The organism is Streptomyces sp. NPDC030021 (genome assembly GCF_055574035.1).
Genome location: NZ_JBVIAH010000008.1, coordinates 105,187 through 130,273, shown reverse-complemented (window position 1 = coordinate 130,273; position 25,087 = coordinate 105,187). Strand labels below are relative to the sequence as shown.

Here is a 25,087-nt window from a genome sequence, read left to right as displayed (position 1 = left end):
GGAAGCAGACACCCCCATACAACGCGGGCAGCACGATACCTGCTCACCCCCCCCCCCCCCCCCCCTCCCCCCCCCCACGCCCGTTCCCGTTCCCGTTCTCATTCGACCTTCGGGGCGATCCGCGCCGGTCCGGCCTCCGGGTCGGCGAGCAGCTTGTCGTGGAGCTGCCTGCTCCGTTCGGTGAGCTGCTGGGGGCCGGCGAGCGGGGGCACGCCGGACACGCTCTCGCCGGGTGCCAGCGGGGGCTCGTAGTGGGTGGGCGCGGTCATGACCGTGTAGGCCGTCGAGACGGCGATCATCGCGGTCAGGCTGAGGGTCGCGCGGGTCCACAGCCGGGTGCGCCGCTCGCCGCCGCCGCGGACGGCGGCCGCCGGACGCGGGTCGAGGTCGACGGCCGGTCGCAGCGCGGTGAACAGGTCGCGCAGCAGCGCGGACTGCTTTTCGAGCGGTACGTCGGCCAGTTCGGGGATCCGGTCGGCGAGGTCGGCGTGCGCGTGCACGAGCCGGTTGCCCGCGGTGGGCGTGGTGGCCTCGGTCTCGGCTGCGGTGTCGGGGAGGTCGAGGCCGACGCCGTCGTAGAGCAGGACGGTACGGCGGTTCGCGGGGGACAGCGAGAGCAGGGCGTCGAGCAGGATCCGGTCGGCGGGCTCGGCGGGCGGCTTGTCGAGATGGCGGTGGGCGCGCCGGAACCGGTGCCAGGGGGAGAGCGCGTACTCGTACACGATCGCGCGCACCCAGCCCACCGGGTCCGGGTCGGTGGCCACCTCGGGCCACCGGTCCCAGGCCTGGACGAAGGCCTTCTCCACGGCCTCCAGGGCGAGTGCCCGGCGGCCGGTGAGCAGGTAGGCCTGCCGCGCGAGGTCGCGGGCGGCGTGGGCGTAGAGGGCGTCGAAAGCCTCGGCCGGGCCCGGTACCGGGACCCTTGCGGGGTCCTCGGCGGGGTCCTCGGCGGGGTCCTCGGCGGGGAGCTCGTCGGGCTCGGGCCCGTCCGCGGCCTGCGCGTCCGAGGCCGGCCCATCCGCCGCCGGCCCGTCCGAGGCCGTTCCGACCGTGGTCGGTCCGTCCGGGGCGGGTGGGTCCGCGGCGGGTTCCTCCGCCGCCCTGGCCGTCTTCGCCTCGCCGGGCGTCCCGGACGGACCGGCGTCCTGCGGCGGGGCCACCAGGTGCGCCAGGAACTGTGTGTACAGCTCGCGCTTGCGCCCGCGGGGGGCCGTGCGGCCCGATTCCCAGGATCGGACGGTCGCCGCGGTGACGCCCACGGCGGCGGCCACCTCATCGTGCGTCAGTTCCGCCGCCTCGCGCAGTCTGCGGCGCTCCTTGGGGGCGGGCAGGCTCAGCTCCGAGTCCTCTGAGGAGGTCGTCTCGACGCTTCGTGTCATGCCACACTCCCCGCGAACCGGCCGCTCTGGGCGAAAAAGTACATAAACGTATATTGAGCGACACCACGGGCATTCGCCTGTTACCCGTCCATAGCGCGTGTCGTTGGCACCATGGCGGGGTGACCCAAGTGACCGAACACGGGACCCCGTTGTCAGCGGCCCCGCGAGCCGGCGTGCGACGCCGTTCACCGGCCGCCGCCGCATGCGTCATGGGCGGCGCCGTGGCGGCCGGGCTCGGGCTCGGCTTCCTCGCCGTGCTCGTCATCGTGCTGTGGATCAGTTCCCCCTACCCCGACAGCGGCCCCGGCGGGGCCCTGCACCTGGCCGCCGGGCTGTGGCTGCTCGCCCACGGCACGGAGCTGGTGCGCTACGACACCCTGTCCGGCGTCCCCGCACCCGTGGGAATGACGCCCCTGCTCCTCGTCGTGCTGCCCGTGCTGCTCATGCGGCGGGCCGCCCGGCTGGGGAGCGCCGCCGAGGAGGACGACGAGGTGCTGCCCGCCGGAGCCGTCTTCGCGGCCGTGCTCTGCGGATATCTCGCCGTCGGGGCCCTCGTCACGGTGTACGCCGCCGGCGGCCCCATGTCGGCCGACCCCATCAGCGCGGCCTGGCACATCCCGCTGGTGGCCGTACTCGCCGCCGCAGCCGGGGTGTGGGGGGCCCGGGGGCGTCCGCTCGGGCCGCTGCCGTCCTGGCTGCCCGGGGGCGTACGGAAGGCTGTCGTGCGCCCCCGTTATGCGCTGGCGCTCCGGGCGGGCGCGGGCGGTGCCCTGGTGCTCCTGGGCGGCGGCGCGCTCGTCGTCGGCGCCTCGCTCGCGTGGCACGGCGCCGAGGTCCAGGCCTCCTTCCTCTCGCTGACCGGGGTCTGGTCGGGCCGCTTCGCCGTCCTGCTGCTCGCGCTCACCCTGATCCCCAACGCCATGGTCTGGGGAGCGGCCTACGCGCTCGGGCCCGGCTTCGCCCTGGGCGCCGACGCCACGGCCACCCCGCTCGGCTTCCCGGGCGCGCCCGGACTGCCCCGCTTCCCGCTGCTGGCGGCGCTCCCGGCCGAGGGGCCGGGGACGCCGCTGACCTGGGCGGTCGCCGGGGTTCCGGTGGTCGCCGGGCTCGCGGTGGGCTGGTTCGCGGTACGCCGGGCACGCGAGGTCTCGTACGGGGAGACCGCGCTCACGGCGGCCCTCGGCGCGGTGGTCTGCGGCCTGGCGATGACCGGGCTCGCGGCGGCCTCGGCGGGGCCGCTGGGCTCGCGGCGGCTGTCGGAATTCGGGCCGGTGTGGTGGACCACCGGGGTGGCGGCCTTCGCCTGGACGGCGGTACTGGCCGTGCCGGTGGCGGTGGCGGTGCACGCGTGGCGGAACCGCCCGGCCATCGGGCCGACCGCCCTGGATGCCGATGACGCGATGGCCGTGGACGACAGGTGGCACGACAGCGGGGTGCGGGAGATCCGGTGGGCGGCGATGCGGAAGGCCGCGGGGGCGCTGATTCCGGACATGGTGCCTCCGGCGGTTCCTGCGGTGCCGGTGCTGGTGCCGGTGGCTGCGCCTGCGGTGCCGGGGCGGCGGGCCGTGACCGTGGTGTCCGGGTTGGATCTGGATCCGGGCCTGCTGGCGCCGAAGCCGGCCGAGCCGGTCGCTCCGGCCGAGCCGGTGTCAGCGCCGTTGGCTCCGCCGGTGGTTGGGGCACGGGTGCTGGCCCGGAGGAAGCCGCCACCGGAGTAGGCCGTTCGGGTGGGGTACCGGCTGCGGCGCCGCCGCCGGGGCTCCGCCCCGGACCCCGCGCCTCAAACGCCGGCGAGGCTGAATCAGGGCGGCGGCGCCTGAAGCGCCCCTCGTCGGTGCGTTACTGGCGGACCTTCAGGACGTCGCCCACCAGGTTGTCCGGGAGGAGGGTGTTGCACTGGAGTTCCGCCGACTTGGTGAGGGCGTCGTCGCGGCAGACGTAGAAGTCCTTGTAGGCGAGCTGCAGGGCGTACGAGCTGAACGCCAGCAGGATCGCCAGTGACGCCGTGACCAGGCCGCTCACCGCCGCGGTGCGCTGGGGGCGGGCCGCGGGGCCCAGGGCGTCCAGGCCGGCCGGTGCCGCCGGGGCGCCCTCGGCGGTGGCCGGTGCGGGCTTGCCGCGCAGCGCGCTGATGCCCCAGTAGAGGGCCAGTGCCCCGAGCAGCAGTCCCACCGACGGGATCCCGAAGATCCCGAAGAAGAAGCCCCACATGCCGGCCAGCAGCGCGTAGCGGGCGCGGCGCTGGATCGGGTCCGTCGGGTCCCAGCGCGCCGGTCCCCGCTGGCCGTCCGAGTCCTTCGGGCCGTCGCCGTTCCCGCCACCACCGCTGCGCGGCTGCCACGGCTGGTCGGGCCGGCCTTCCGGCGGAGCCGCGAAGGGGTTGTCGTCGGTGGGGGAGTCGGGCTGACGGCGGTCCGGCATCGGGTGTGTTTCTTCCCCTGTGTCATGGACGTCGCGGGGACGTCGTGGCGAGGTGAGGCCAGTTTGCGGCTTGTACGCCAGACGCTACCGCCCGGCCGTCCCCCCGTCCCTCGGGGGCTGTCCGGTGTACCGGTATCGTTGCAGGCGGTCGGTGGCTTCGTATGGTTCCCCATATATCGGTACCCCGGAGTTTCGTATGACCACACAAGACGAACACCGCAATCCCGCGAGAAAGGGCCTCCCATGGCCGCCTCCCGCCTGGTCGTGCTGGTCTCCGGTTCCGGCACCAACCTCCAGGCCCTGCTCGATGCCATCGACGCCCACCCCGGCGGATCCGAGGGCTTCGGCGCCGAAGTCGTCGCCGTGGGGGCCGACCGCGAGAACATCGCCGGCCTGGAGCGGGCGGAGAAGGCGGGGATCCCCACCTTCGTCTGCCCGGTCAAGGGCTACGGCAGCCGCGCGGAGTGGGATGTCGCCCTCACCGAGGCCACCGACGCGTACGCGCCGGACCTCGTCGTGTCCGCCGGATTCATGAAGATCGTGGGCAAGGTGTTCATAGACCGCTTCGGCGGCCGGTTCATCAACACCCACCCCGCCCTCCTCCCCGCCTTCCCGGGCGCGCACGGCGTACGGGACGCCCTCGCCTACGGCGCGAAGGTCACCGGCTGCACGGTCCACTTCGTGGACAGCGGCGTGGACACCGGTCCGATCATCGCCCAGGGTGTCGTCGAGGTCCGGGACGAGGACGACGAAGCCGCTCTCCATGAGCGCATCAAGGAAGTCGAGCGCCAGCTGCTCGTCGATGTCGTGGGGCGTCTGGCCCGGCACGGCTACCGCATTGAGGGACGAAAGGTAACAATCCAGTGACCGCCGTAGAGAGCAACGACCCGACCACGACCCAGCGGCCGATCAGGCGTGCGCTCGTCAGTGTCTACGACAAGACGGGACTGGAAGAGCTGGCCCGCGGGCTGCACGAGGCCGGCGTCGCGCTCGTCTCCACCGGCTCCACCGCCTCGAAGATCGCCGCAGCCGGGGTGCCCGTCACCAAGGTGGAGGAGCTGACCGGCTTCCCCGAGTGCCTGGACGGCCGGGTCAAGACCCTGCACCCGCGCGTGCACGCCGGCATCCTCGCCGACCTGCGCCTGGAGGACCACCGCAACCAGCTCGCCGAGCTGGGCGTCGAGCCCTTCGACCTGGTGATCGTCAACCTCTACCCCTTCCTGGCGACCGTCCAGTCGGGTGCCACCCCCGACGAGTGCGTGGAGCAGATCGATATCGGCGGCCCGTCGATGGTCCGCGCCGCCGCCAAGAACCACCCCTCGGTCGCGGTCGTCACCAGCCCGGCCCGCTACGCCGACGTCATCGCGGCGGCCCAGGGCGGCGGCTTCGACCTCACCGCCCGCAAGCGGCTCGCGGCGGAGGCCTTCCAGCACACCGCCGCCTACGACGTGGCCGTGGCCTCCTGGTTCACGAACGCGTACGCCCCGGAAGCCCCCGAGGACGACGCCGCGGCGCTGCCCGAGTTCCTGGCCGGCGCTTGGGAGCGCAAGTCGACCCTGCGCTACGGCGAGAACCCGCACCAGGCCGCCGCCCTCTACACGGACGGGCAGCCGGGCGGACTCGCCAATGCCGAGCAGCTGCACGGCAAGGAGATGTCCTTCAACAACTACGTGGACACCGAGGCCGCGCGCCGTGCCGCCTACGACCACGACGAGCCCTGCGTCGCGATCATCAAGCACGCCAACCCGTGCGGCATCGCGATCGACACGGATGTCGCCGCGGCCCACCGCAAGGCGCACGCCTGCGACCCGCTGTCGGCCTTCGGCGGCGTCATCGCCGTCAACCGCCCGGTGACCGTCGAGCTCGCCGAGCAGGTCGCGGAGATCTTCACCGAGGTCATCGCCGCCCCCGCCTACGAGGACGGCGCGGTCGAGATCCTGGCCAAGAAGAAGAACATCCGCGTCCTGAAGGTGGACGGCACCCCGCACCAGCCGGGTGACCTCAAGCCCATCTCCGGCGGTGCGCTGCTTCAGCAGAGCGACCTCTTCCAGGCCGAGGGCGACGACCCGGCGAACTGGACCCTGGCCACGGGCGAGGCCCTGTCCTCGGCGGAGCTCGCCGAGCTGGCCTTCGCGTGGAAGGCCTGCAGGGCCGTCAAGTCCAACGCGATCCTGCTCGCCAAGGACGGCGCCTCGGTCGGCGTCGGCATGGGCCAGGTCAACCGTGTCGACTCGGCGAAGCTCGCCGTCGAGCGGGCGGGCGCCGAGCGCGCGCAGGGTTCGTACGCCGCGTCCGACGCCTTCTTCCCGTTCCCGGACGGGCTGGAGATCCTGACGGCCGCGGGCATCAAGGCCGTGGTCCAGCCGGGCGGTTCGGTCCGTGACGAGCAGGTCGTCGAGGCCGCGAAGAAGGCCGGTGTGACCATGTACTTCACCGGGACCCGGCACTTCTTCCACTGAGTCCGGCCCACGGCCCACGGCCCCGACCTACGGCGAAGGCCGCGCCCCGCACTGCGGGGCGCGGCCTTCGCCGTATACGTACGGGACGGTCAGTACTGGGGGCGCCGGAAGTAGTCCCCGGCCTTGGCGAGGCCGATGACGATGGTGAGGCCGAGGGCCAGGGAGATCAGGGACGGCAGCACGGTGATGAAGGTGGCGCCGGCCTCGCCGTGCTCGCTCGCACCGAGCGCGACCAGGTACACCAGCACGCCGAGAACGGCGAAGAGGGTCTGGAGCGAGCCGTAGATGATGCCGGAGACGCGCACTCCGCCGCGGCCCTTGGCCAGCTTGGCCGCGGTCAGGATGGGCCACAGGGCGAAGGCGATGAAGAGGAGGCCCACGACGACGCCCGCGGTGCCGGCGATGGCGCCGGCCTCCTCCGCGGAGGAGTCGGAGTAGCCGGAGGAGCCGGAGTCCGAGAGCGCCGCGGCGAACACGGCGCCGCCGATGATGAAGAACAGGCCGCCCAGTACCTGCAGGGCGCCGGTGATGAAGAGGATGACGCGGGCCGCCTTCGCACCGCCGGGCATTTCCATGTGGGCACCCGGGTATCCGCCCGGACCGCCGGGGTAGCCGCCGGGCCCGCCCGGGTACCCGCCGGGCCCGCCCGGGTACCCGCCGGGACCGCCCGGGTAGCCCTGCGGGGCCTGCTGAGGGTAGGCGTAGCCGCTCTGCGGCGGGATGCCCTGGGGTGCCTGCTGGGGGTAGCCGTAGCCGGGCTGGCCCTGCGGGGCCTGGGGCGGCTGCTGTCCGTACGGATTGTGAGGTTCGCCGAAGCTCATGTTGGGGTGTTCCTCCGTGGAAGTGCGGGGACGCACGGCATGAGCGCGGAGGAATCCGGCACGGTGCGGTCCCGCCCCCCCGGCACTGCCCGCGGTACATCAGTCGTTTCATCGTGGTCCGACGGGCCCGGGCTTGTCCAGTTGGTCGAGGAACGGCCGGTGACTTGTTGTGCAAGTGCAATGAACCCTGAGCCCCTGCGAGTGCCTTGACTGGAACCGGGGCCACCTCATCCGGGAGGATGGGGTCATGACTGCCCAGATTCTCGATGGCAAGGCCACCGCCGCCGCGATCAAGTCCGAACTGACCGCCCGCGTGACGGCCCTGAAGGCCCGGGGCATCACCCCCGGCCTCGGCACCCTCCTGGTCGGTGACGATCCGGGCAGCCGCTGGTACGTGAACGGCAAGCACAAGGACTGTGCCGAGGTCGGCATCGCCTCCATCCAGCGCGAACTGCCCGAGACGGCCTCCCAGGAAGACATCGAGGCGGTCGTCCGGGAGCTCAACGCCAACCCGGAGTGCACCGGCTACATCGTCCAACTCCCGCTCCCCAAGGGCATCGACACCAACCGGGTCCTGGAGCTGATGGACCCGCTGAAGGACGCCGACGGCCTGCACCCCATGTCGCTCGGCCGGCTGGTGCTGAACGAGCCGGGACCGCTGCCCTGCACCCCGTACGGGATCGTCGAACTGCTGCGCCACCACGGCGTCGGCATCAACGGCGCGCACGTCGTCGTCCTCGGCCGCGGGATCACCGTCGGGCGCTCCATCGGCCTGCTGCTGACCCGCAAGTCCGAGAACGCCACCGTGACGCTCTGCCACACCGGTACGCGCGACCTCTCCGCGCAGCTGCGCCAGGCGGACATCATCGTCGCGGCGGCCGGTGTCCCGCACCTGGTCAAGCCGGAGGACGTGAAGCCGGGCGCGGCCGTGCTCGACGTGGGCGTCAGCCGCGACGGGGAAGGGAAGATCGTCGGCGATGTGCACCCCGGCGTGGCCGAGGTGGCCGCGTGGATCTCGCCGAACCCGGGCGGGGTCGGCCCGATGACCCGCGCCCAGCTGCTCGTCAATGTCGTCGAGGCGGCGGAACGGACCACCAGTGCAGGCTGAACCGGACGCGGAGAACGCGGCGGGCGGCGGCGCGGCCCGGGCGAACGGCACTCCCGTCGCTCCGGTCGCGCCCGCGAAGCCCGGCGTGCCCGGCGCGCCCGGCGCGCAGGCCGGTCCCGCCGCGGCCGCGGCCGGGGCCGAGCCGGTGGCCAGGTCCCGCCGGTTCCCCTCCATCACCCGGGACACCGCCCGCCCCGAGGGCAGCGGCCGTGCCGTTCCCGGGGCCGTTTCCACGCCGGCCCGTCAGTGGCCGATGCTCAGCGTGCTCACCGCGACCGCGGTCGGGCTGCTGGCCACGGCCTTCGGGCACCCGCGGGCCGGCTGCCTGGCCATCGGCGTGGCCCTGATCGCGGCCTCGGTGATGCGGCGCGTGCTGCCCTCGGTGGGGATGCTCGCGGTGCGCTCCCGCTTCACGGACATGATCACGTACGGGCTGCTGGGCGTGGCGATCACGCTGCTCACGCTGGTGATGGCGGCGCCCAAGCCGTGGCTGGTGATCCCGTTCATGGAGAGTGCGGTCCGCTTCACCGTGCGGTGAGCGGTGCGGGCGGTGCGGGTGGCATTGGCGACGTGAGCGACGTGAGTGCGGCCAGGGTGGCCGCGACGGCCGGCTGGGTCTCCGTGCCCGCCCGCACCAGGACGTCCAGCGTCCGCCCCGGGCCCGGCAGCTCCCGTACGGCGACGCCGGGCGGCGGGGCGTCGCACAGCAGCTTCGGCAGGATCGACACGGCCTGCCCGGTGGCGACGAGCCAGAGCCCGGACCGCAGGTCCGCGCACTCGTGCGCGATGCGCGGGGTGAATCCGGCGTTGCGGCAGGCGTGCAGCAGCATCTCGCGGCAGCTGCTCGGGGCGGGGGCCGAGACCCAGGCGCCCTCCCGCAGCGCGGCGAGCCCGTCCCGCTCGTAGGCGGGGAGCAGGGCCTGCGGAAGCGCCAGGCACAGCGGGTCGCCGAAGAGCGGCACCGCGGTGGTCCCGGCCGCGGGCGGGGCTCCGAGCAGCGGGTAGGCGTAGGTCACCGCCAGGTCCAGGCGGCGCTGCCGCAGCTGCGGCACGGCCTCCTCGGGGTCCGCCTGCACGATGCGCGGGCGCAGCCGGGGGTGACGTACGGCGAGCTCGGCGACGAGCGGGGCGGCCACCGTGGCCAGGGCGCTGGGGGCGCAGCCGATGGCCAGCTCCCCGCTCAGCTCGGCGTCGAGGGCGCGTACGGCTCCTTCGGCCCGCTCCAGGGCGGCGAGCACCGGTTCGCACGCTGCGGCCAGGGCCACCCCGGCGGGGGTGAGGCGCAGCCCGCGCCCGTCCCGCTCGACCAGGACGGCCCCGGCCTCGGCCTCCAGGGCGCGCAGCTGCTGGGAGACGGCGGAGGGGGTCACTCCGTGCAGGTCGGCGACGGCGGTCACCCGGGTGTGCTCCGCCAGGTCCCGCAGGATGACCATGCGCTTCACATCTAGCATGAGTTCATCTTAATGATGGCTGTAGCTGAGGTAGCTGGACTTAATCGTTGTGTCCCGGTGATGCTCGTGACCATGAACGCGAAGACGAAGAAGGTCGTACTGATCGGCGCCCACGGAACCCTCGGCCGGGCGGTCCACGAGGCCCTGCGCAAGCGCGGCCACCAGGTCGTCACCGCCTCCCGCACGGGCGCCGACGTCCACGTCGACATCACCGACCCGGAGTCCATCCGCGCCATGTACGCGCAGGTGGCGCAGCGGGTGGGGGAGGTCGACGCGGTGGCGAGCGCCGCCGGCAGCGTGCCGTGGCGCCCGCTCGGCGAGCTGACCACGGACGACATCCGCGGCGGCCTCGAAGGCAAGGCCGTCAGCCAGATCGAGCTGGTCCGCCAGGGCGCCCGGCACCTGCCCGCGCACGCCTCGTACACGCTGGTCACCGGCATCCTGGCCCGCGAGCCCCTGCTCACCGGATCGGTGGCCGCCCTGGTCAACGGCGCCGTCGAGGCCTTCGTGCGCGCCGCCGCCGTCGAACTGCCCGGCCGTCAGCGGATCAACGCCGTCAGCCCCACCGTCTTCGAGGAATCCCTCGACGCGTACGGGGACACCTTCGCGGGATTCGACGCCGTGCCCGTGGCGCGCGCGGCGAACGCCTACGTCAAGTCGATCGAGGGGCACCGGACGGGCCAGATCTTCCTGGTCGAATAGCGGTCCGGAGGCTGGTCGGACCTTCGAACATCGGGGTCCGTGTGCCGTGCACCACAGGGACCGGGGGATTAGCCCGGTCCCGGGTCGGATAGCCTGATCGCGGATGTCTCTTCACGTCAAGATTTACTGGGGAGCGGCGTCCTCCAGCACATGGGGCAGGGACGCCCCACCGCCAGCTGTCTAACGGAGAAGGCCATGACCCGCACTCCCGTGAATGTCACCGTCACCGGCGCCGCCGGCCAGATCGGCTACGCGCTGCTCTTCCGCATCGCTTCCGGTCACCTGCTCGGCTCGGACGTGCCGGTCAAGCTCCGTCTTCTGGAGATCCCCCAGGGCATGAAGGCCGCTGAGGGCACCGCCATGGAGCTCGACGACTGCGCTTTCCCGCTGCTCGCCGGCATCGACATCTTCGACGACCCGAACCAGGGCTTCGACGGTGCGAACGTCGCGCTGCTCGTGGGCGCCCGCCCGCGCACGAAGGGCATGGAGCGCGGCGACCTGCTCGCCGCCAACGGCGGCATCTTCAAGCCGCAGGGCCAGGCCATCAACGCGCACGCCGCGGACGACATCAAGGTCCTGGTCGTGGGCAACCCGGCCAACACCAACGCGCTCATCGCGCAGGCCGCCGCCCCGGACGTACCGGCCGAGCGCTTCACCGCGATGACCCGCCTGGACCACAACCGCGCGATCTCGCAGCTGGCCGCCAAGACCGGCAGCACCGTCTCCGACATCAAGCGCGTGACCATCTGGGGCAACCACTCGGCGACCCAGTACCCGGACATCTTCCACGCGGAGATCGCCGGCAAGAACGCCGCCGAGGTCGTCAACGACGAGCTGTGGCTGGCCGACACCTTCATCCCGACCGTCGCCAAGCGCGGCGCCGCGATCATCGAGGCCCGTGGCGCGTCCTCGGCCGCCTCGGCCGCCAACGCCGCCATCGACCACGTGCACACGTGGGTCAACGGCACCGCCGAGGGCGACTGGACCTCGATGGGCATCCCGTCGGACGGCTCCTACGGCGTCCCGGCCGGTCTGATCTCCTCCTTCCCCGTCACCTGCAAGGACGGCAAGTACGAGATCGTCCAGGGCCTGGACATCAACGAGTTCTCCCGCACCCGCATCGACGCCTCCGTCCAGGAGCTGGCGGAGGAGCGCGACGCGGTTCGTGAGCTCGGCCTGATCTGATCCGGTCTTCCGACCCGATCCGCTCTTCCGAAAGGCCCCGGCGCAATGCGCCGGGGCCTTTTGGCGTGATCGCGCCTGTCGCGCACCTGATGATCGCCTTATCGTTTCCCTCCGCACACCGAAAGGGGGATTCGGTGACAAGCACCGCGGACGACAGAACACCTGTGCACCCTTCGCTCAGCGAGGCCGGCCGGCTGCTGTGCGCCGGCAGCTATCTCGACGCCGCGTACCGCGACCGGGTGATCCAGGAGCTCTATGTCCACGAGGAGCGCTTCGTAGCGCCCTCCTACGGCTTCGACGCCGCCCGCGTCCTCGCCCACGCACTCCAGGCCCGGCGCGCCGAAGTGGCCTGGGCCTTCGCCGTCCTGGCGGTGTGGGGCCTCGGGCTGCTGCTGGCCCAGCCGCTCCTGCTCTTCCTGCTCATCCCGGCCGCCTTCCTGAGCGGCGCCGGCCGGATCGCGCGCCGCCGGGCGGCGACGGCACGCGTCATCCGATTCCTCGAACTCCTCCTGCGCGGCTGCGGCTACGTGCTGCTCATCGGCGTCGGCCTGGGCGTGCTGCAGGGCGCACTCAAGGGCGAGACGAACGTCGGAGGGGCCGACGACTCGCTCGTGGTCTACCAGGAGATCCTGCGCGGGATCGAGCGGGAGCCGTTCGTCGTGATCTCCATGCTGCCCCGACTCGGCTACGTGATCGCCGGCCAGTACGCCTGGACCGCCCTGATCGTCTTCGCCCTGCTCACCCTGGTCGTCGGCCTCCAGCGGGGCCACTTCGCCCGCGTCATCAGCACCTCGCTCAGCCGGACGCGGTACGCCGACCCGAACGCCGACCCCGCCTCCGGCAGCCGCTTCGCCCGGACCCGCGACCGGATCCTGCGGACCCAGCACAGCCGCCTGGTCATCTACAACGTCGACGACCCGTTCTGCGGCGCCGGCACGGCCTACCGCCCCTGGCACCTGTCGGTCGAGCTGCGCCCCCGCACGGACGGGGTGGAGCCCGAACCGCTGGACAACGAGCGGATCGTGGCCCGGATCCGGCCGCGGCTGGAGGCCCTCCGCGTCCCGTCGCCGCACGGCTCGCCGGAGGCCGAGCAGGCCGTACTGGACCGGCTGCGGGAACTGGTCGTCGACGAGTGCGTGTTCCTGCCGGCCTCCGGGCTGCCCGCGGCGCACGAGCCGGACCTCTCCGACCGGGCCTTCGACGCACACCGGGCCGGCGCCGTGGAGGAAGGCGGGGAGCGCCGCCGCCACTTCCTGCGGGTACGGGTCGGCGGCTGGGACGAGAACCTCGTCATCACCGTCTTCGTACGCGTCCACACCCAGGGCGGGATGCTGATGCTGGAGGTGGCGCCGCACGTGCTGCTGCCCATACGGCCCCGGTTCCAGGAGGCCGACGACGTGGCCCGGCGCCACCTGCGGAACAATCCCTTCGCCAAGACGGTCTGGGCGCTGAAGCACGCCCCGCGCTCGCTCTCCAAGGCGCTCACCACCCTGTCGGGCGGCAGCCGCGGCCCGTGGCAGATCGCCACGGAGGGCCACGGCGGCGCGCTCCCGGCCGGCCCGGCCGTGTCCGTACGCGAGCTGGCGGCGCAGGAGGACGCCTCGCTGTTCCAGCTGATGGACCTGGACCGGTACCTGAAGACCATCCAGGACCGGATCGTCGGCGGCGTGACCCTGGCCCTGCACGAAGCGGGCTGGCACACGGAGGAGTTCGCGCAGCGCGCGGTCACCGTGGCGGAGGGCGGCGTGTACATCCAGTCGGTGAGCCACAGCGCGTTCAGCGTGGGCGGCAGCGGGCACCACAATCGGACGAGCCACCACACGAGCAGGGGAGACCGGCAGTGACGCACGACGGGGGAAGCGGGGAGGTGCGGATCAACCGCATCGAAGGCAGCACCTTCAGCATCGGCGGTACCGACATCACCAACACCACCGTCCACCACGGCGGTACGGGGGCGGGCGCCCCGGGCGCGGCCGAACTGCTGGAGGCCGTACGGGAGCTGCGCATCGCCCTCGTCCACCTGCCCCGCAGCGCTGACCGGTCGGCCCTCGACGCCGAACTGGACGAGGCCGCCGGGGAGCTGGAGGAGGCCGGGGAGATCCGGCCCGGCCTGCCCGCCCGGCTGCGGGCCGCGCTCCGGCGCTGGGCCCCGGTGGTGGACTCGGTGAACGCGGCCGCCGCCCTCGGCGGGCTGCTCGCCTCGCTGGGGAGCTGACCGGTGGCCACGGGCGGCGGTGCCCACTGGAACCCGCAGTCGCAGCGCTGGGAGTGGGCGGATCAGCCGCCCCCGCCTCCGCCCTCCTACCCGCCGCCGGCCCCGCCGTCGTACCCGCCCCGCCCGCAAGGGGGCGGCCAGGGCGGTCCGGGCCGGGAACGGTCGTGGAAGGTCCTGCTGCTGGTGGCCCTCGGAGCCGTGGTGGTGGGCGGCTGCGCCGTGGCGGGATGGTTCGTCCTGGGCGGCGAGGAGCCGAAGGCACCCGCCGCAGCCCCGTCGGCTTCGGGTACCCCGGTCCCGCCGTCCGGTACGGGTCCGGACGCGGCCCCGTCCGCAGCCTCCCCCTCGCCGTCCTCCGCGTCACCCTCGGTCCCGCCGCCGTACACGGTGGTCCGCGACGACGGCGGCTTCTCGGTCGCCGTCCCCACGGGCTGGGAGCGCAGCCGCGACGAGGACGGCAGCGGCTCCTTCTACCGGCGGCCCGGGGACCGCAGCGCGCTGATGCAGTTCTTCCGTGTCACCGAGTCGGACAGCGTCGGAGCGTGCGAGCTGTTGCACACCTCCTCGCAGGCCCTCGGAAGCCGTCCCGGCTACCAGGAGGTCTCCATCGATCCGGCGCCCGGCGGGTCCTGCGAGCTGGTGTACGAGTACGACAACCAGGAGTCGCACGGGCGCCGCCGCGCGATCGAGCGGATCACCGTCGCCCCGGACGGCAGGCGGTGGGCGCTGCTGGCGGCCGGTCCGGCCGCCGACGGCACGGCGGTGCGCGCGAACCTGACGGCGGCCGTGGAGTCGTTCAGGCCGGAATGACCGCGCCTACTTGTACATGCCCGGGGTGTAGTGGCCCGGCACCAGGCGGGTGGTGACGCCGATGCGGTTCCAGACGTTGATCGTCGCGATGACGGCGATCAGCTGGGCGAGCTCGCGCTCCTCGAACTGCTTGGCGGCCTTCTCGTAGACCTCGTCGGGCACGAAGCCGTCCGTCAGGACGGTGACGGCCTCGGTGAGCTCGATCGCGGCGAGCTCCTTCTCGGTGTAGAAGTGCCGTGACTCCTCCCAGGCGCCCAGCTGGACGATGCGCTCGACGCTCTCACCGGCGGCGATCGCGTCCTTGGTGTGCATGTCGAGGCAGAAGGCGCAGTGGTTGATCTGGGAGGCCCGGATCTTGACGAGCTCGACCAGGGAGGGGTCCAGGCCCTTCTTGGAGGCGATCTCCAGGGCGAGGACGGCCTTGTAGACCTCGGGGACGAGCTTCGCCATCTGCAGGCGCGGGGTGTGCTCGGGGGCGTGTTCGTGTGTGGTCGTCATGTGATCCACCCTAGGAGCCAGGCGGCCCACCGATATGGTCCATATCCATGACGGAATCGTGGGCCACTTTCGGCGCCGACCTGCACCTGGACCTCACTGCCGGACGCGGCCTGCGGGCCGGGCTCACCGAGGCCCTGCGCGAGGCCGCGCGCAGCGGGCGGCTGGCGGCCGGGACCCGGCTGCCGTCGTCCCGCACCCTCGCCGCCGACCTGGGCATCGCCCGGAACACCGTCGCCGAGGCCTACGCCGAGCTCGTCGCCGAGGGCTGGCTGACGGCCCGCCAGGGCTCCGGCACCCGTGTCGCCGAACGGGCCCGCCCGCGCCGGCCCGCGGCCACCGCCCCCGTACGGCGCCCCGCGCGCAAGGGGCCCGCGTACAGCCTGATCCCCGGCTCCCCGGACCTGGGCGGCTTCCCGCGCGCGGCCTGGCTGTCGGCGGCCCGGCGGGCGCTGACCGACGCGCCGAACGAGGCGTTCGGGTACGCGGTCGACCCGCGCGGCCGGATCGAGCTGCGGCAGGCGCTGGCCGGCTACCTGGCGCGGGCGCGCGGGGTGTACGCGGACCCCGAACGGATCGTGCTGTGCGCGGGCTTCCTGCACGGGCTCACGCTGCTGGCGGGCGTACTGCGGGCGCGGCGGGTGCGGGAGGTGGCGGTGGAGGGCTACGGCCTGGACTTCCACCGGGACGTGCTGGTGCGGTCCGGGCTGCGGACGCGCCCGCTGGGCGTGGACGGGGAGGGCGCCCGGACGGGGGAGCTGACCACGGCGGCGGGCGCGGTGCTGCTGACCCCGGCGCACCAGTTCCCGACGGGCGTGGCCCTGACCCCGGCCCGGCGGGCCGCCGCGGTCGACTGGGCCCGGACCACGGGCGGCCTGATCCTGGAGGACGACTACGACGGGGAGTTCCGCTACGACCGCCAGCCGGTCGGCGCGCTGCAGGGCCTGGACCCGGACCGGGTGGTGTACCTCGGGACGGCCAGCAAGTCACTGGCACCGGGGCTGCGGATGGGCTGGATGGTGGTCCCGCCGGGGCTGCTGGAGGAGGTGCTGGACGCCAAGCGGCCCACGGAGTGGGCGTGCGGCGCGCTGGACCAGCTGACGCTGGCGGAGTTCCTCACCTCCGGGGCGTACGACCGGCACGTGCGCGGGATGCGGCTGCGGTACCGGCGGCGCCGGGACGAGCTGGTGGCGGCGGTGGGGGACCGGGTGGGCGTGTCGGGGATCGCGGCGGGGCTGCACGCGGTGCTGGACCTCCCGGAGGGGCTGGAGCGGTCGGTCCTGCAGTCCGCGGCCTGGCAGGACCTCGCCCTGCACGGGCTGGGGCGGTTCCGGCATCCGGATGCGGATGCGGCGCCGCGGGATGCGGTGGTGGTGGGCTACGGGACTCCGTCGGACAGCGCGTGGGGGCCGACGCTGGCGGCGCTGTCGGCGGCCCTCCCGTGACCTGCGGCGCCGTTGCGGGGGCGCCGCCCCCGAACCCCCGCGCCTCAAACGCCGGCGGGGCTGAAGATCGCCTCAAACGCCGGCGAGGCTGGAAGATTGCCCAGCGAGGCTGGATTTTCCAGCCTCGCCAGGGGGTACCTCCCAGCGGTAGCCGGGGGAGTTTGAGGCGCGGGGTTCGGGGCGGAGCCCCGACACGGCGGGCACCGGTCATCGCTCCGCCGGGGCCGACGGTTCGCCGAAGCGGGCCAGGGCCAGGGAGCCGGCCACCGCCACCACGAAGCCCGTCACCGCCAGCCAGGCCAGGCCCTCGCGGGTGCTGTCGCCGAGCCAGGCCACGCCCACCACCGCCGGGCCGATCGTCTCGCCGAGGACCATGCCCGCCGTCGCCACCGTCACCGAGCCGCGCGCCAGGGCCGAGGTGAGGAGCAGGAAGGCCGCGCCGCCGCCCAGCAGGAGGGCGTACAGGGCCGGGTTGCGCAGGTCCCACGGGGAGTCGATGAGCCGGACCGAGACCTCCACCACCCCGAAGCCCGTCCCCGCCGCGAGGCCGAGGACCAGCGCCCGCGGCCCGTCCGGGAGCCGGCCCGCGACCACGCCGACCAGCAGCACCAGCCCGGCCACCACCAGCATCCCCACTTCCAGCGCCGTCGACCCGGTCCCCGTGCCCTCCTCCCCGGCGGAGAGCCCGAGCATCAGCAGCCCCGCGCACACCACCGCCACCGCGCCCCACTCGGTCCGGGACAGCCGCACCCGCAGCAGCCGCGCCGCGACCACCGCCGTCACCGCCAGGCTGGCCGCCAGCGCCGCCCCCACCGCGTAGATCGGGACGTGCCGCAGGGCGATGATCTGGAGCACGAAGCCGGCTCCGTCGAGGCCCAGACCCGCCAGGTAGCGCCACTGCCGCACGGCCCGCAGGAACAGTGCCGTGTCCACTCCGGACCCGGTGCCGGGCTCCGCTGCCCGCGCCGCGACCGCCTGCAGCACCGAGGCCGTACCGAAGCAGACCGCCGCACCGAGCGCGCAAATCATCCCAATCAGCACGAACTGACTCTAGGTCACGGATCTCACGGCGGCCGGATTCCATCGGCCGGTGGCCCCGCTCTACTCTGTCGGCAGCACGCGAGGCCCCAGGGGGAGCAGCAGACATGGACAGCAGCAGCACCAATCAGCGCCGCATGCGCTCCGGCGCCGTCGCCCTCGGAGGCATGGGCCTGCTCGCGGCCACGCTCGTGGCCTGCGGCAGCAGCGACGAACCGGACAAGCGCTGTGCCTCCCGCTCCACGCTTCAGCACCTGAACAACAAGGAGTGCAAGAGCGGCGGCACCGGCTCGTACTACTACGGCGGCTACGTGGCCGCCGGCAAGGTCTCCGGCGGCAGCTTCGAGAAGTCCGCCGTCACCCGCAACGGCATCGGCGGGAACACCTCCGGCTCCAGCGGCGGCTGATCGCACCATGGAGCGGCACACCATCGAGCCCCGTCCCGACTGGCAGAAGACCGTCGAGGAGCAGGGTCTGATCTATCCCCTGACCCGCTACCCCGACGACTCCCTGCGCCCCTACTGGGACGAGAGCGCGTACTACTCCTTCTCGCTCCCCGAGGTCGAGGCCCTGGAGAACGTCGTCGAGGAGCTGCACGCCATGTGCCTGGCCGCGGCCGCGCACATCGTCGAGCACGACCGCTTCGCCGACCTCGGCATCACCGACCCGAAGCTGGCCGCGCTGATCGCCGAGTCCTGGCGGCGCCGCGCCGAACAACCCTCCCTCTACGGCCGTTTCGACCTGCGCTACGACGGCAGCGGCAGCCCGGCCAAGATGCTGGAGTACAACGCGGACACCCCCACCTCCCTCGTGGAGGCGGCCAGCCCCCAGTGGTTCTGGATGGAGGAACGCTTCCCCGGCGCCGACCAGTGGAACTCCCTCCACGAGCGCCTCGTCGACGCCTGGCGGCGCCAGGCCGAGCTGCTCCCGCCCGGCCCGCTGCACTTCGCGCACTCCGAGGCCGACGAGCTCGGCGAGGACCTGATGACGGTCGCCTACCTCCAGGAGACCGCCGACCAGGCCGGCCTGGAGACGCACGCGCTCTCCGTCGAGCAGATCGGCTGGGACAGCCTGTCCGGCCGGTTCGTGGACGAGAAGCTCCGCTTCATCCGCTCCTGCTTCAAGCTCTACCCGTGGGAGTGGCTGGCCACGGACGAGTTCGGCCCGCAGGTCCTCGGCACGTACGACCACGGCGGCGGCTCCGGCTCCACCTGCTGGATCGAGCCGCTGTGGAAGATGCTGCTGTCCAACAAGGCGCTGCTCGCGATCCTGTGGGAACTCTTCCCGGAGCACCCCAACCTGCTGCCCGCCTACCTCGACGGCCCGCGCGAGCTCGCCGAGCCCGGGTCCGCCGGCTACGTGGCCAAGCCCCTCCTCGGCCGTGAGGGCGCGGGGGTCACCCTGCACGAGGCGGGCGACGGCGGCGAGCCCTTCGTACCGGAGGAGGGGGAGCGGTACTGCTTCCAGGGCCTGGCCCCGCTGCCCGACTTCGACGGCAACCGGGTGGTGCTCGGCGCATGGGTCGTCGAGGACGAGGCGGCGGGGCTCGGCATCCGCGAATCGGCGGGGCCGGTCACGGACGAGTACGCCCGCTTCCTGCCCCACGTCATCCTCTGACCGGACCGGGGCGGCCCTACACGCCGAGCACCGACCGGAGCTGGTCCAGGCCCCAGTCCAGGTCCTCCTTGCTGATCACCAGCGGCGGGGCGATCCGGATCGTCGACCCGTGCGTGTCCTTCACCAGCACCCCGAGCTCCATCAGCTTCTCGGAGATCTCCCGGCCGGTGCCCCGCGACGGGTCGATGTCGACGCCCGCCCACAGCCCGCGGCCGCGTACGGCGGTCACCGCGCCCCCGCCGACCAGCAGGTTCAGCTCCCGGTGCAGGTGCTCGCCCAGCTCGGTGGCGCGGCCCTGGAACTCGCCGGTCCGGAGCATCGCGATGACCTCCAGCGCGACCGCGCACGCGAGCGGGTTCCCGCCGAAGGTGGACCCGTGCTGGCCGGGACGGAACACCCCGAGCACGTCCCGGTCGGCGACCACGGCCGACACCGGCACCACGCCGCCGCCGAGCGCCTTGCCGAGGATGTAGACGTCCGGGACGACCCCCTCGTGCTCGCACGCGAAGGTCCGGCCGGTCCGTCCCAGCCCGGACTGGATCTCGTCCGCCATGAAGAGGACGTTCCGTTCGCGGGTCAGCTCCCGTACGCCGCTCAGGTACCCGGCGGGCGGCACCAGCACCCCCGCCTCGCCCTGGATCGGCTCCAGCAGCACGGCCACGGTGTTCTCGGTGACGGCGTGGGACAGCGCGGTGAGGTCCCCGTACGGAACGATCTCGAAGCCCGGCGTGTACGGGCCGAAGTGGTCGCGGGCGTCGTGGTCCGTGGAGAAGGAGACGATGGTCGTGGTGCGCCCGTGGAAGTTGTCGGCGGCGACCACGATCTTGGCGTGCCCGTCCGGGACGCCCTTGACCTCGTAGCCCCACTTGCGGGCGGTCTTCACCGCCGTCTCCACGGCCTCCGCCCCCGTGTTCATGGGGAGCACCATCTCCTTGCCGCACAGCGCGGCGAGCTCGGTGCAGAAGTCGGCGAAGCGGTCGTGGTGGAACGCGCGCGAGGTGAGCGTGACCCGTTCCAGCTGGGCGCGGGCGGCGTCGATCAGACGGCGGTTGCCGTGCCCGAAGTTGAGGGCCGAGTACCCGGCGAGCATGTCGAGGTATCTGCGGCCCTCGACATCGGTCATCCACGCGCCTTCCGCGGACGCGACGACCAGGGGCAGCGGATGGTAGTTGTGCGCGCTGTGCGCGTCTGCGGAGCGGATGGCATCAGCAGTTGTCGACACGGGGTCTCCGATCGTCCGTCCGGCGGGGTGGAGCGCCGGGTGAAGCGGTGACGAGGGTGGCGTCACCTTCTTATCGTCGCTCGTATCGCGGACGCAGAAACCTCTCTCCCGGCGCGCCCGCTAAGGTGTCCGGTACGCACGGCGACTGGCGTACGGAGAACCAACTCCGGGGGAGTCGTGCGCGCTCGACCGCATACAGGGCCGCTCGCCTGGGCCTCGCGGGGTACCGATCACATCGACCCCGGAGGAGCCCGCCATGTCCGCGAGCCGCCATCCCGCCCTTTTCGCCACCGACCCCGAGCTGGCGTCCTTCGTCGCGGCGGAGGAAGTGCTGCAGGCGCAGACCCTGCGCCTGATCCCCAGTGAGAACTACGTGTCCGCGGCCGTCCTCGAAGCCTCCGGCACCGTGCTGCAGAACAAGTACAGCGAGGGCTACCCCGGCCGCCGCTACTACGAGGGCCAGCAGAACATCGACCGCGTCGAGGCGCTGGCGATCGAGCGGGCCAAGGGCCTGTTCGGCGTGGACCACGCCAATGTCCAGCCGTACTCCGGCTCGCCGGCCAACCTGGCCGTGTACCTGGCCTTCGCGAAGCCGGGCGACACCGTGATGGGCATGGCCCTGCCGATGGGCGGGCACCTGACGCACGGCTGGGGCGTCTCGGCGACCGGCTCCTGGTTCCGGGGCGTGCAGTACGGCGTCCGCGCCGACACCGGGCTCATCGACTACGACGCGGTGCGCGAGCTGGCCCTCGCCGAGCGGCCCAAGCTGATCTTCTGCGGCGGCACCGCCCTGCCGAGGACCATCGACTTCGCCGCCTTCGCGGAGATCGCGCGGGAGGCGGGCTCGATCCTGGTCGCCGACGTCGCCCACATCGCGGGCCTGATCGCGGGCGGCGCACACCCGTCCCCGGCGGACCACGTCGACGTCATCTCCACCACCACGCACAAGACGCTGCGCGGTCCGCGGGGCGCGATGCTGATGTGCCGGGAGGAGCACGCGAAGGCCATCGACAAGGCGGTCTTCCCGGGCCTGCAGGGCGGCCCGCACAACCAGACGACGGCCGGTATCGCGGTGGCGCTGCACGAGGCCGCGCAGCCGTCCTTCGTCTCGTACGCCCACGCGGTCGTCGCCAATGCCAAGGCGCTGGCCGCGGCGCTGCTGCAGAAGGGCTTCGACCTGGTCTCGGGCGGTACGGACAACCACCTGATCCTGATCGACCTGACGGGCAAGGACGTGCCGGGCAAGATCGCGGCCAAGGCCCTGGACCGGGCGGGCATCGTCGTGAACTACAACACGGTGCCGTTCGACCCGCGCAAGCCGTTCGATCCCTCGGGCATCCGCATCGGCACGCCGTCGCTGACCTCGCGGGGCCTGTCGACCGAGCACATGCCGCTGGTGGCCGACTGGATCTCGCGCGCGGTCGACGCCGCCGCGAAGGGGGACGAGCAGGCGCTCGCCGTGATCCGCGCGGAGGTCACGGACCTGATGGCCGCGTTCCCGGCCCCGGGCCTCCCGCTGTCCTGACCTGCGGCACCGCTGCCGGGGCTCTGCCCCAGACCCCCGCGCAGCGGTGTTGGCCCGGCCCGTCCCGGGACGGAAATCGGTCGCTCGGCCGGGGCGGGATCCGGACGATCCGCAACCGCCGGGTACCCCGGCGCGGGGCGGCCGGACCCGGCGCGACCCGGAAGGATCCGGCCGCCGGCGGGCACGGGCCCGCCCCCGCACCTGAGAGAATGAAGCCATGGCTTCTGATCGTCCTCGCGCGCTCTCCGGCATCCAGCCCACCTCCGGTTCGTTCCACCTCGGGAACTACCTCGGAGCCATCCGCCAGTACGTCGCCCTGCAGGAGACGCACGACGCCTTCTACATGGTGGTCGACCTGCACGCGATCACCATGCCGCAGGATCCGAAGGATCTGCGCGCGAACACCCGCCTCTCCGCCGCCCAGCTGCTGGCCGCCGGCCTGGACCCCGAGCGCTGCACGCTCTTCGTCCAGAGCCACGTGCCCGAGCACGCGCAGCTCGGCTGGGTCATGAACTGCATCACCGGCTTCGGCGAGGCCAGCCGGATGACCCAGTTCAAGGACAAGTCCGCCAAGGGCGGCGTCAACAGCGCCAGCGTCGGCCTGTTCACGTACCCGATCCTGCAGGTCGCCGACATCCTGCTGTACCAGGCGAACGCGGTCCCCGTCGGCGAGGACCAGCGCCAGCACATCGAGCTGACCCGTGACCTGGCGGAGCGCTTCAACCAGCGCTACGGCCGGACCTTCACCCTCCCCGCCGCGCACATCGTCAAGGAGGTCGCGAAGATCTACGACCTCCAGGACCCGGCGATCAAGATGTCGAAGTCCGCGTCGTCCCCCAAGGGCCTGATCAACCTCCTCGACGAGCCCAAGGTCACCGAGAAGAAGATCAAGAGCGCGGTCACCGACACCGAGGCCGAGATCCGCTTCGACTCCGAGAAGAAGCCCGGCGTCAGCAACCTGCTCACGATCTACTCCACCCTCACGGGCGAGACGATCACCGAGCTGGAGGCCAGGTACGAGGGCAAGGGCTACGGCGCGCTGAAGACCGACCTGGCCGGCGTGATGGTCGATTTCGTCACACCGTTCAAGAAGCGGACCCAGGAGTACCTGGACGACCCGGAGACGCTGGACTCCCTCCTGGCCAAGGGCGCGGAGAAGGCCCGTGCGGTCGCCGCCGAGACCCTCGCGCAGGCCTACGACCGCCTCGGTCTGCTGCCCGCCAAGCACTGACGAACGCAACTACGGACAGAGAGCCCTGGCACGAATGGGGGTGCTGCCGCCACACTGGGGCGGCAGCAGTCCACAGCGACAAGCGGAGGAGAGATACGTGGGGACCGTAACGCTCGGCGTTTCGATCGCGGTCCCGGAGCCGTACGGCAGCCAGCTCCAGGAGCTGCGCGCGGGCTTCGGGGACGCTGCCGCGCACGGCATCCCCACGCACGTCACCCTCGTCCCGCCCACCGAGGTGGAGGCGGACCGGCTCCCCGCGATCAGGGCCCACCTGGTCGAGGTCGCGGCCGCCTACCGGGCCTTTCGGATGCGGCTGGCCGGCACGGGAACCTTCCGCCCCCTCTCGCCGGTCGTCTTCGTCAAGATCGCCGAAGGGGCGGCGGGCTGCACCCGCCTCCAGAGCGAGGTCCGCGACCCCCAGGGGCCGCTCGACCGGGACCTGGCGTTCCCGTACCACCCGCACGTCACGGTCGCCCACGGGATCTCCGAGGAGGCGATGGACCTGGCGTTCACCACCCTCGCCGAGTACGCCGCCGAGTGGATCTGCGACGGCTTCGCGCTCTACGAGCAGGGCTCGGACGGGGTCTGGCGCAAGCTGCGCGAGTACCCGTTCGGGAGCGGGCCGAACTGCGTCCCGGCGCAGGCGGGCTCACCCGCCGGCCAGGCCGCCGGGGCGGCAGACACGGCCGGGACCGCCGGGGCGACCGCAGCGCCGTCCTGACGGGCCGGGCGCGGGGCCCGGGGCAGGCGCAGGGCCAGGGGGAGCCGGGCGATGCGCCGGGCACGGAATCTCAGCCTTCGCAGGACCAGGGTGTGGAACGGGCGACCCGCAGGGCGCGTTTCGGGAAAAGTCACAATCGACGACCGTAGCCGCCAGAAGCGACAATCCTGGCTATTTCCGGCGGCTGAATTACGGTGACCCCATGGACTGGCTGACGAAACTCCCGGTGATCGGGCCGCTCGCGTCCCGTCTGATGAGGACGCACCCGTGGCGTTCGTACCAACGCCTGGACCGCGTGCACTGGACCCGCCTCGCCGCCGCCATCACCTTCATCAGCTTCCTCGCACTCTTCCCGCTGATCACCGTGGCCGCCGCGGTCGGCGCGGCGCTGCTCAGCCCGGAGCAGCTGGACCGGCTGGAGAAGAACCTCTCCGAACAGGTCCCGGGCATCTCCGACCAGCTCAACATCGAGGGACTCGTCGACAACGCCGGCACGGTCGGTCTCGTCGCCGGCGCCCTCCTGCTCCTGACCGGCGTCAGCTGGGTGGGCTCGATGCGGGACTGCCTGCGCGCGGTGTGGGAGAAGGACGACGAGGACGACGGGAACCCGTTCGCCCGCAAGGGCAAGGACGGGCTCGTCCTGCTCGGCCTCGGCGGGGTGGGCCTGGCCTCCGCGGCGGCCTCCATCCTCGGATCCAGCGCCGTCGGGAAGACCGCCGAATGGCTGGACATCCCGCGCGAGGGCGCGGGCGGTGCGCTGCTGCGCTCCTTCGCCTTCCTCGTCGGCGTCGTGGCCGCCTTCCTGCTGCTGCTCTACGTCCTGACCCTGCTCCCGGGCGTCGAACCGCCGCGCGGCCGCCTGATCCAGGCGGCCCTCATCGGCGCGGCAGGCTTCGAACTGCTGAAACTGCTGCTCAGCGGCTATATGCGGGAGGTGGCCGCGAAGAGTATGTACGGGGCCTTCGGCGTTCCGATCGCCCTGCTGCTCTGGATCAACTTCACGGCGAAGCTGCTGCTGTTCGTCGCGTCCTGGACGGCCACGCGCGACGACGCGGACGGCGACGGCGCGGAAGACCCTCCGGCCGCCGGGGCGACGCGGACGGCGTAGGGGGTGTCTTGGGGGGGGGGGGGGGGGGGGGGGGGGGGGGGAAAAAAAACACAGGAGGAAAAAAAAAGGGGGAGACAACGGGGGGGGACGGGGGGGACCCAAAGGGGAGAAAGGGGGGGAGGCAAACAAAAGGA

Annotated in this window: 24 protein-coding genes and 1 riboswitch; of the genes, 17 read left to right on the top strand and 7 right to left on the bottom strand. The window is 72.7% G+C overall.

Annotated elements, in window-relative coordinates; translation table 11 throughout:
* Positions 1-98: 98 nt before the first annotated feature.
* Entirely contained in the window at positions 99-1,379 is a 1,281-nt protein-coding gene (locus ACZ4YL_RS17830) for an RNA polymerase sigma factor (protein WP_468117453.1), read from the bottom strand.
* A gap of 173 nt (positions 1,380-1,552) precedes the next feature.
* Here ACZ4YL_RS17830 and ACZ4YL_RS17825 point away from each other — a divergent pair, with 173 nt between their 5' ends.
* Positions 1,553-3,097 (top strand): cell division protein PerM, encoded by a 1,545-nt coding sequence (locus ACZ4YL_RS17825; protein ID WP_468117451.1) that lies wholly within the window; start codon positions 1,553-1,555, stop codon positions 3,095-3,097.
* A gap of 121 nt (positions 3,098-3,218) precedes the next feature.
* Here the strand turns inward: ACZ4YL_RS17825 and ACZ4YL_RS17820 are convergent, their stop codons facing one another.
* Positions 3,219-3,800: a hypothetical protein gene (locus ACZ4YL_RS17820; protein WP_301367096.1), complete on the bottom strand. Its 582-nt coding sequence runs from the start codon at positions 3,798-3,800 to the stop codon at positions 3,219-3,221.
* A gap of 243 nt (positions 3,801-4,043) precedes the next feature.
* Here ACZ4YL_RS17820 and purN point away from each other — a divergent pair, with 243 nt between their 5' ends.
* Together purN and purH are read left to right on the top strand one after the other, a co-directional pair.
* Positions 4,044-4,667 (top strand): phosphoribosylglycinamide formyltransferase, encoded by a 624-nt coding sequence (gene purN / locus ACZ4YL_RS17815; protein WP_189733222.1) that lies wholly within the window; start codon positions 4,044-4,046, stop codon positions 4,665-4,667.
* Entirely contained in the window at positions 4,664-6,259 is a 1,596-nt protein-coding gene (gene purH, locus ACZ4YL_RS17810; protein WP_468117449.1) for a bifunctional phosphoribosylaminoimidazolecarboxamide formyltransferase/IMP cyclohydrolase, read from the top strand. Before purN ends, purH begins: the two co-directional genes overlap by 4 nt.
* A gap of 89 nt (positions 6,260-6,348) precedes the next feature.
* Here purH and ACZ4YL_RS17805 read toward each other — a convergent pair whose 3' ends face one another.
* Positions 6,349-7,080, bottom strand: coding sequence for a hypothetical protein (locus tag ACZ4YL_RS17805; RefSeq protein ID WP_468117448.1), 732 nt, complete (start codon positions 7,078-7,080; stop codon positions 6,349-6,351).
* A gap of 247 nt (positions 7,081-7,327) precedes the next feature.
* Between ACZ4YL_RS17805 and ACZ4YL_RS17800 the strand changes: the two genes are divergently transcribed.
* Positions 7,328-8,188, top strand: coding sequence for a bifunctional methylenetetrahydrofolate dehydrogenase/methenyltetrahydrofolate cyclohydrolase (locus ACZ4YL_RS17800; RefSeq protein ID WP_468117446.1), 861 nt, complete (start codon positions 7,328-7,330; stop codon positions 8,186-8,188).
* On the top strand, positions 8,178-8,726 hold the full coding sequence (locus tag ACZ4YL_RS17795) for a DUF3017 domain-containing protein (protein WP_468117445.1): 549 nt from the start codon (positions 8,178-8,180) through the stop codon (positions 8,724-8,726). Before ACZ4YL_RS17800 ends, ACZ4YL_RS17795 begins: the two co-directional genes overlap by 11 nt.
* Here the strand turns inward: ACZ4YL_RS17795 and ACZ4YL_RS17790 are convergent.
* Positions 8,713-9,639, bottom strand: coding sequence for a LysR family transcriptional regulator (locus ACZ4YL_RS17790; RefSeq protein ID WP_468117443.1), 927 nt, complete (start codon positions 9,637-9,639; stop codon positions 8,713-8,715). The genes ACZ4YL_RS17795 and ACZ4YL_RS17790 overlap by 14 nt on opposite strands.
* A gap of 72 nt (positions 9,640-9,711) precedes the next feature.
* Between ACZ4YL_RS17790 and ACZ4YL_RS17785 the strand changes: the two genes are divergently transcribed.
* The 5 genes from ACZ4YL_RS17785 (at position 9,712) to ACZ4YL_RS17765 (ending at position 14,551) form a co-directional block, all read left to right on the top strand.
* A complete protein-coding gene (locus ACZ4YL_RS17785; RefSeq protein WP_468117442.1) occupies positions 9,712-10,341 on the top strand; it encodes a short chain dehydrogenase in 630 nt (209 codons plus the stop codon).
* 195 nt (positions 10,342-10,536) lie between these two features.
* Positions 10,537-11,526, top strand: coding sequence for a malate dehydrogenase (locus ACZ4YL_RS17780; RefSeq protein WP_468117441.1), 990 nt, complete (start codon positions 10,537-10,539; stop codon positions 11,524-11,526).
* Positions 11,527-11,660: 134 nt separating this feature from the next.
* Entirely contained in the window at positions 11,661-13,370 is a 1,710-nt protein-coding gene (locus ACZ4YL_RS17775; protein ID WP_468117439.1) for a hypothetical protein, read from the top strand.
* The gene (locus ACZ4YL_RS17770) at positions 13,367-13,741 is read left to right on the top strand and encodes a hypothetical protein (RefSeq protein WP_301367087.1); all 375 of its coding nucleotides are present in this window, start codon (positions 13,367-13,369) and stop codon (positions 13,739-13,741) included. The genes ACZ4YL_RS17775 and ACZ4YL_RS17770 overlap by 4 nt, the downstream gene beginning before the upstream one ends.
* A 3-nt stretch (positions 13,742-13,744) precedes the next feature.
* A complete protein-coding gene (locus tag ACZ4YL_RS17765; RefSeq protein ID WP_468117438.1) occupies positions 13,745-14,551 on the top strand; it encodes a hypothetical protein in 807 nt (268 codons plus the stop codon).
* Between the two features lie 6 nt (positions 14,552-14,557).
* Here ACZ4YL_RS17765 and ACZ4YL_RS17760 read toward each other — a convergent pair whose 3' ends face one another.
* Complete coding sequence (locus ACZ4YL_RS17760; protein WP_468117437.1) at positions 14,558-15,049, bottom strand: carboxymuconolactone decarboxylase family protein; 492 nt, start codon at positions 15,047-15,049, stop codon at positions 14,558-14,560.
* A 47-nt stretch (positions 15,050-15,096) separates the two neighbouring features.
* On the opposite strand from ACZ4YL_RS17760, the gene pdxR reads away from it, so the two are divergent.
* Positions 15,097-16,491, top strand: coding sequence for a MocR-like pyridoxine biosynthesis transcription factor PdxR (gene pdxR / locus ACZ4YL_RS17755; RefSeq protein ID WP_468117436.1), 1,395 nt, complete (start codon positions 15,097-15,099; stop codon positions 16,489-16,491).
* Between the two features lie 207 nt (positions 16,492-16,698).
* On the opposite strand, the gene ACZ4YL_RS17750 is transcribed toward pdxR, so the two are convergent.
* Complete coding sequence (locus ACZ4YL_RS17750) at positions 16,699-17,520, bottom strand: DMT family protein (protein WP_468117736.1); 822 nt, start codon at positions 17,518-17,520, stop codon at positions 16,699-16,701.
* A gap of 116 nt (positions 17,521-17,636) precedes the next feature.
* Here ACZ4YL_RS17750 and ACZ4YL_RS17745 point away from each other — a divergent pair, with 116 nt between their 5' ends.
* Entirely contained in the window at positions 17,637-17,936 is a 300-nt protein-coding gene (locus ACZ4YL_RS17745; protein WP_386148136.1) for a hypothetical protein, read from the top strand.
* Between the two features lie 7 nt (positions 17,937-17,943).
* Positions 17,944-19,146, top strand: coding sequence for a glutathionylspermidine synthase family protein (locus tag ACZ4YL_RS17740; protein WP_468117435.1), 1,203 nt, complete (start codon positions 17,944-17,946; stop codon positions 19,144-19,146).
* A 16-nt stretch (positions 19,147-19,162) separates the two neighbouring features.
* Here the strand turns inward: ACZ4YL_RS17740 and rocD are convergent, their stop codons facing one another.
* A complete protein-coding gene (gene rocD, locus ACZ4YL_RS17735) occupies positions 19,163-20,368 on the bottom strand; it encodes an ornithine--oxo-acid transaminase (protein WP_468117433.1) in 1,206 nt (401 codons plus the stop codon).
* Positions 20,369-20,499: 131 nt separating this feature from the next.
* Positions 20,500-20,590: riboswitch (ZMP/ZTP riboswitch) on the top strand.
* A gap of 34 nt (positions 20,591-20,624) precedes the next feature.
* Here rocD and ACZ4YL_RS17730 point away from each other — a divergent pair.
* The 4 genes from ACZ4YL_RS17730 to ACZ4YL_RS17715 all read left to right on the top strand — a co-directional run bounded on the left by ACZ4YL_RS17730 (position 20,625) and on the right by ACZ4YL_RS17715 (position 24,953).
* Entirely contained in the window at positions 20,625-21,893 is a 1,269-nt protein-coding gene (locus ACZ4YL_RS17730) for a serine hydroxymethyltransferase (protein ID WP_468117431.1), read from the top strand.
* A gap of 217 nt (positions 21,894-22,110) precedes the next feature.
* Positions 22,111-23,124 carry a tryptophan--tRNA ligase gene (gene trpS / locus ACZ4YL_RS17725; RefSeq protein WP_301367079.1) on the top strand — a complete coding sequence of 338 codons (1,014 nt, stop codon included), beginning with the start codon at positions 22,111-22,113 and terminating at the stop codon, positions 23,122-23,124.
* Positions 23,125-23,221: 97 nt separating this feature from the next.
* A complete protein-coding gene (locus ACZ4YL_RS17720) occupies positions 23,222-23,845 on the top strand; it encodes a 2'-5' RNA ligase family protein (protein ID WP_468117429.1) in 624 nt (207 codons plus the stop codon).
* Between the two features lie 202 nt (positions 23,846-24,047).
* Positions 24,048-24,953, top strand: coding sequence for a YihY/virulence factor BrkB family protein (locus ACZ4YL_RS17715; RefSeq protein ID WP_468117428.1), 906 nt, complete (start codon positions 24,048-24,050; stop codon positions 24,951-24,953).
* The last annotated feature ends 134 nt before the right edge of the window (positions 24,954-25,087 follow it).

Excerpts from the sequence above, each read along its gene's own strand:
- ACZ4YL_RS17830 (WP_468117453.1), bottom strand. The coding sequence starts at position 1,379 with ATGACACGAAGCGTCGAGACGACCTCCTCAGAGGACTCGGAGCTGAGC.
- ACZ4YL_RS17820 (WP_301367096.1), bottom strand. The coding sequence starts at position 3,800 with ATGCCGGACCGCCGTCAGCCCGACTCCCCCACCGACGACAACCCCTTC.
- purN (WP_189733222.1), top strand. The coding sequence starts at position 4,044 with ATGGCCGCCTCCCGCCTGGTCGTGCTGGTCTCCGGTTCCGGCACCAAC.
- ACZ4YL_RS17805 (WP_468117448.1), bottom strand. The coding sequence starts at position 7,080 with ATGAGCTTCGGCGAACCTCACAATCCGTACGGACAGCAGCCGCCCCAG.
- ACZ4YL_RS17800 (WP_468117446.1), top strand. The coding sequence starts at position 7,328 with ATGACTGCCCAGATTCTCGATGGCAAGGCCACCGCCGCCGCGATCAAG.
- ACZ4YL_RS17790 (WP_468117443.1), bottom strand. The coding sequence starts at position 9,639 with ATGCTAGATGTGAAGCGCATGGTCATCCTGCGGGACCTGGCGGAGCAC.
- ACZ4YL_RS17785 (WP_468117442.1), top strand. The coding sequence starts at position 9,712 with ATGAACGCGAAGACGAAGAAGGTCGTACTGATCGGCGCCCACGGAACC.
- ACZ4YL_RS17780 (WP_468117441.1), top strand. The coding sequence starts at position 10,537 with ATGACCCGCACTCCCGTGAATGTCACCGTCACCGGCGCCGCCGGCCAG.
- ACZ4YL_RS17760 (WP_468117437.1), bottom strand. The coding sequence starts at position 15,049 with ATGACGACCACACACGAACACGCCCCCGAGCACACCCCGCGCCTGCAG.
- pdxR (WP_468117436.1), top strand. The coding sequence starts at position 15,097 with ATGACGGAATCGTGGGCCACTTTCGGCGCCGACCTGCACCTGGACCTC.
- ACZ4YL_RS17750 (WP_468117736.1), bottom strand. The coding sequence starts at position 17,520 with ATGATTTGCGCGCTCGGTGCGGCGGTCTGCTTCGGTACGGCCTCGGTG.
- ACZ4YL_RS17745 (WP_386148136.1), top strand. The coding sequence starts at position 17,637 with ATGGACAGCAGCAGCACCAATCAGCGCCGCATGCGCTCCGGCGCCGTC.
- ACZ4YL_RS17740 (WP_468117435.1), top strand. The coding sequence starts at position 17,944 with ATGGAGCGGCACACCATCGAGCCCCGTCCCGACTGGCAGAAGACCGTC.
- ACZ4YL_RS17730 (WP_468117431.1), top strand. The coding sequence starts at position 20,625 with ATGTCCGCGAGCCGCCATCCCGCCCTTTTCGCCACCGACCCCGAGCTG.
- trpS (WP_301367079.1), top strand. The coding sequence starts at position 22,111 with ATGGCTTCTGATCGTCCTCGCGCGCTCTCCGGCATCCAGCCCACCTCC.
- ACZ4YL_RS17715 (WP_468117428.1), top strand. The coding sequence starts at position 24,048 with ATGGACTGGCTGACGAAACTCCCGGTGATCGGGCCGCTCGCGTCCCGT.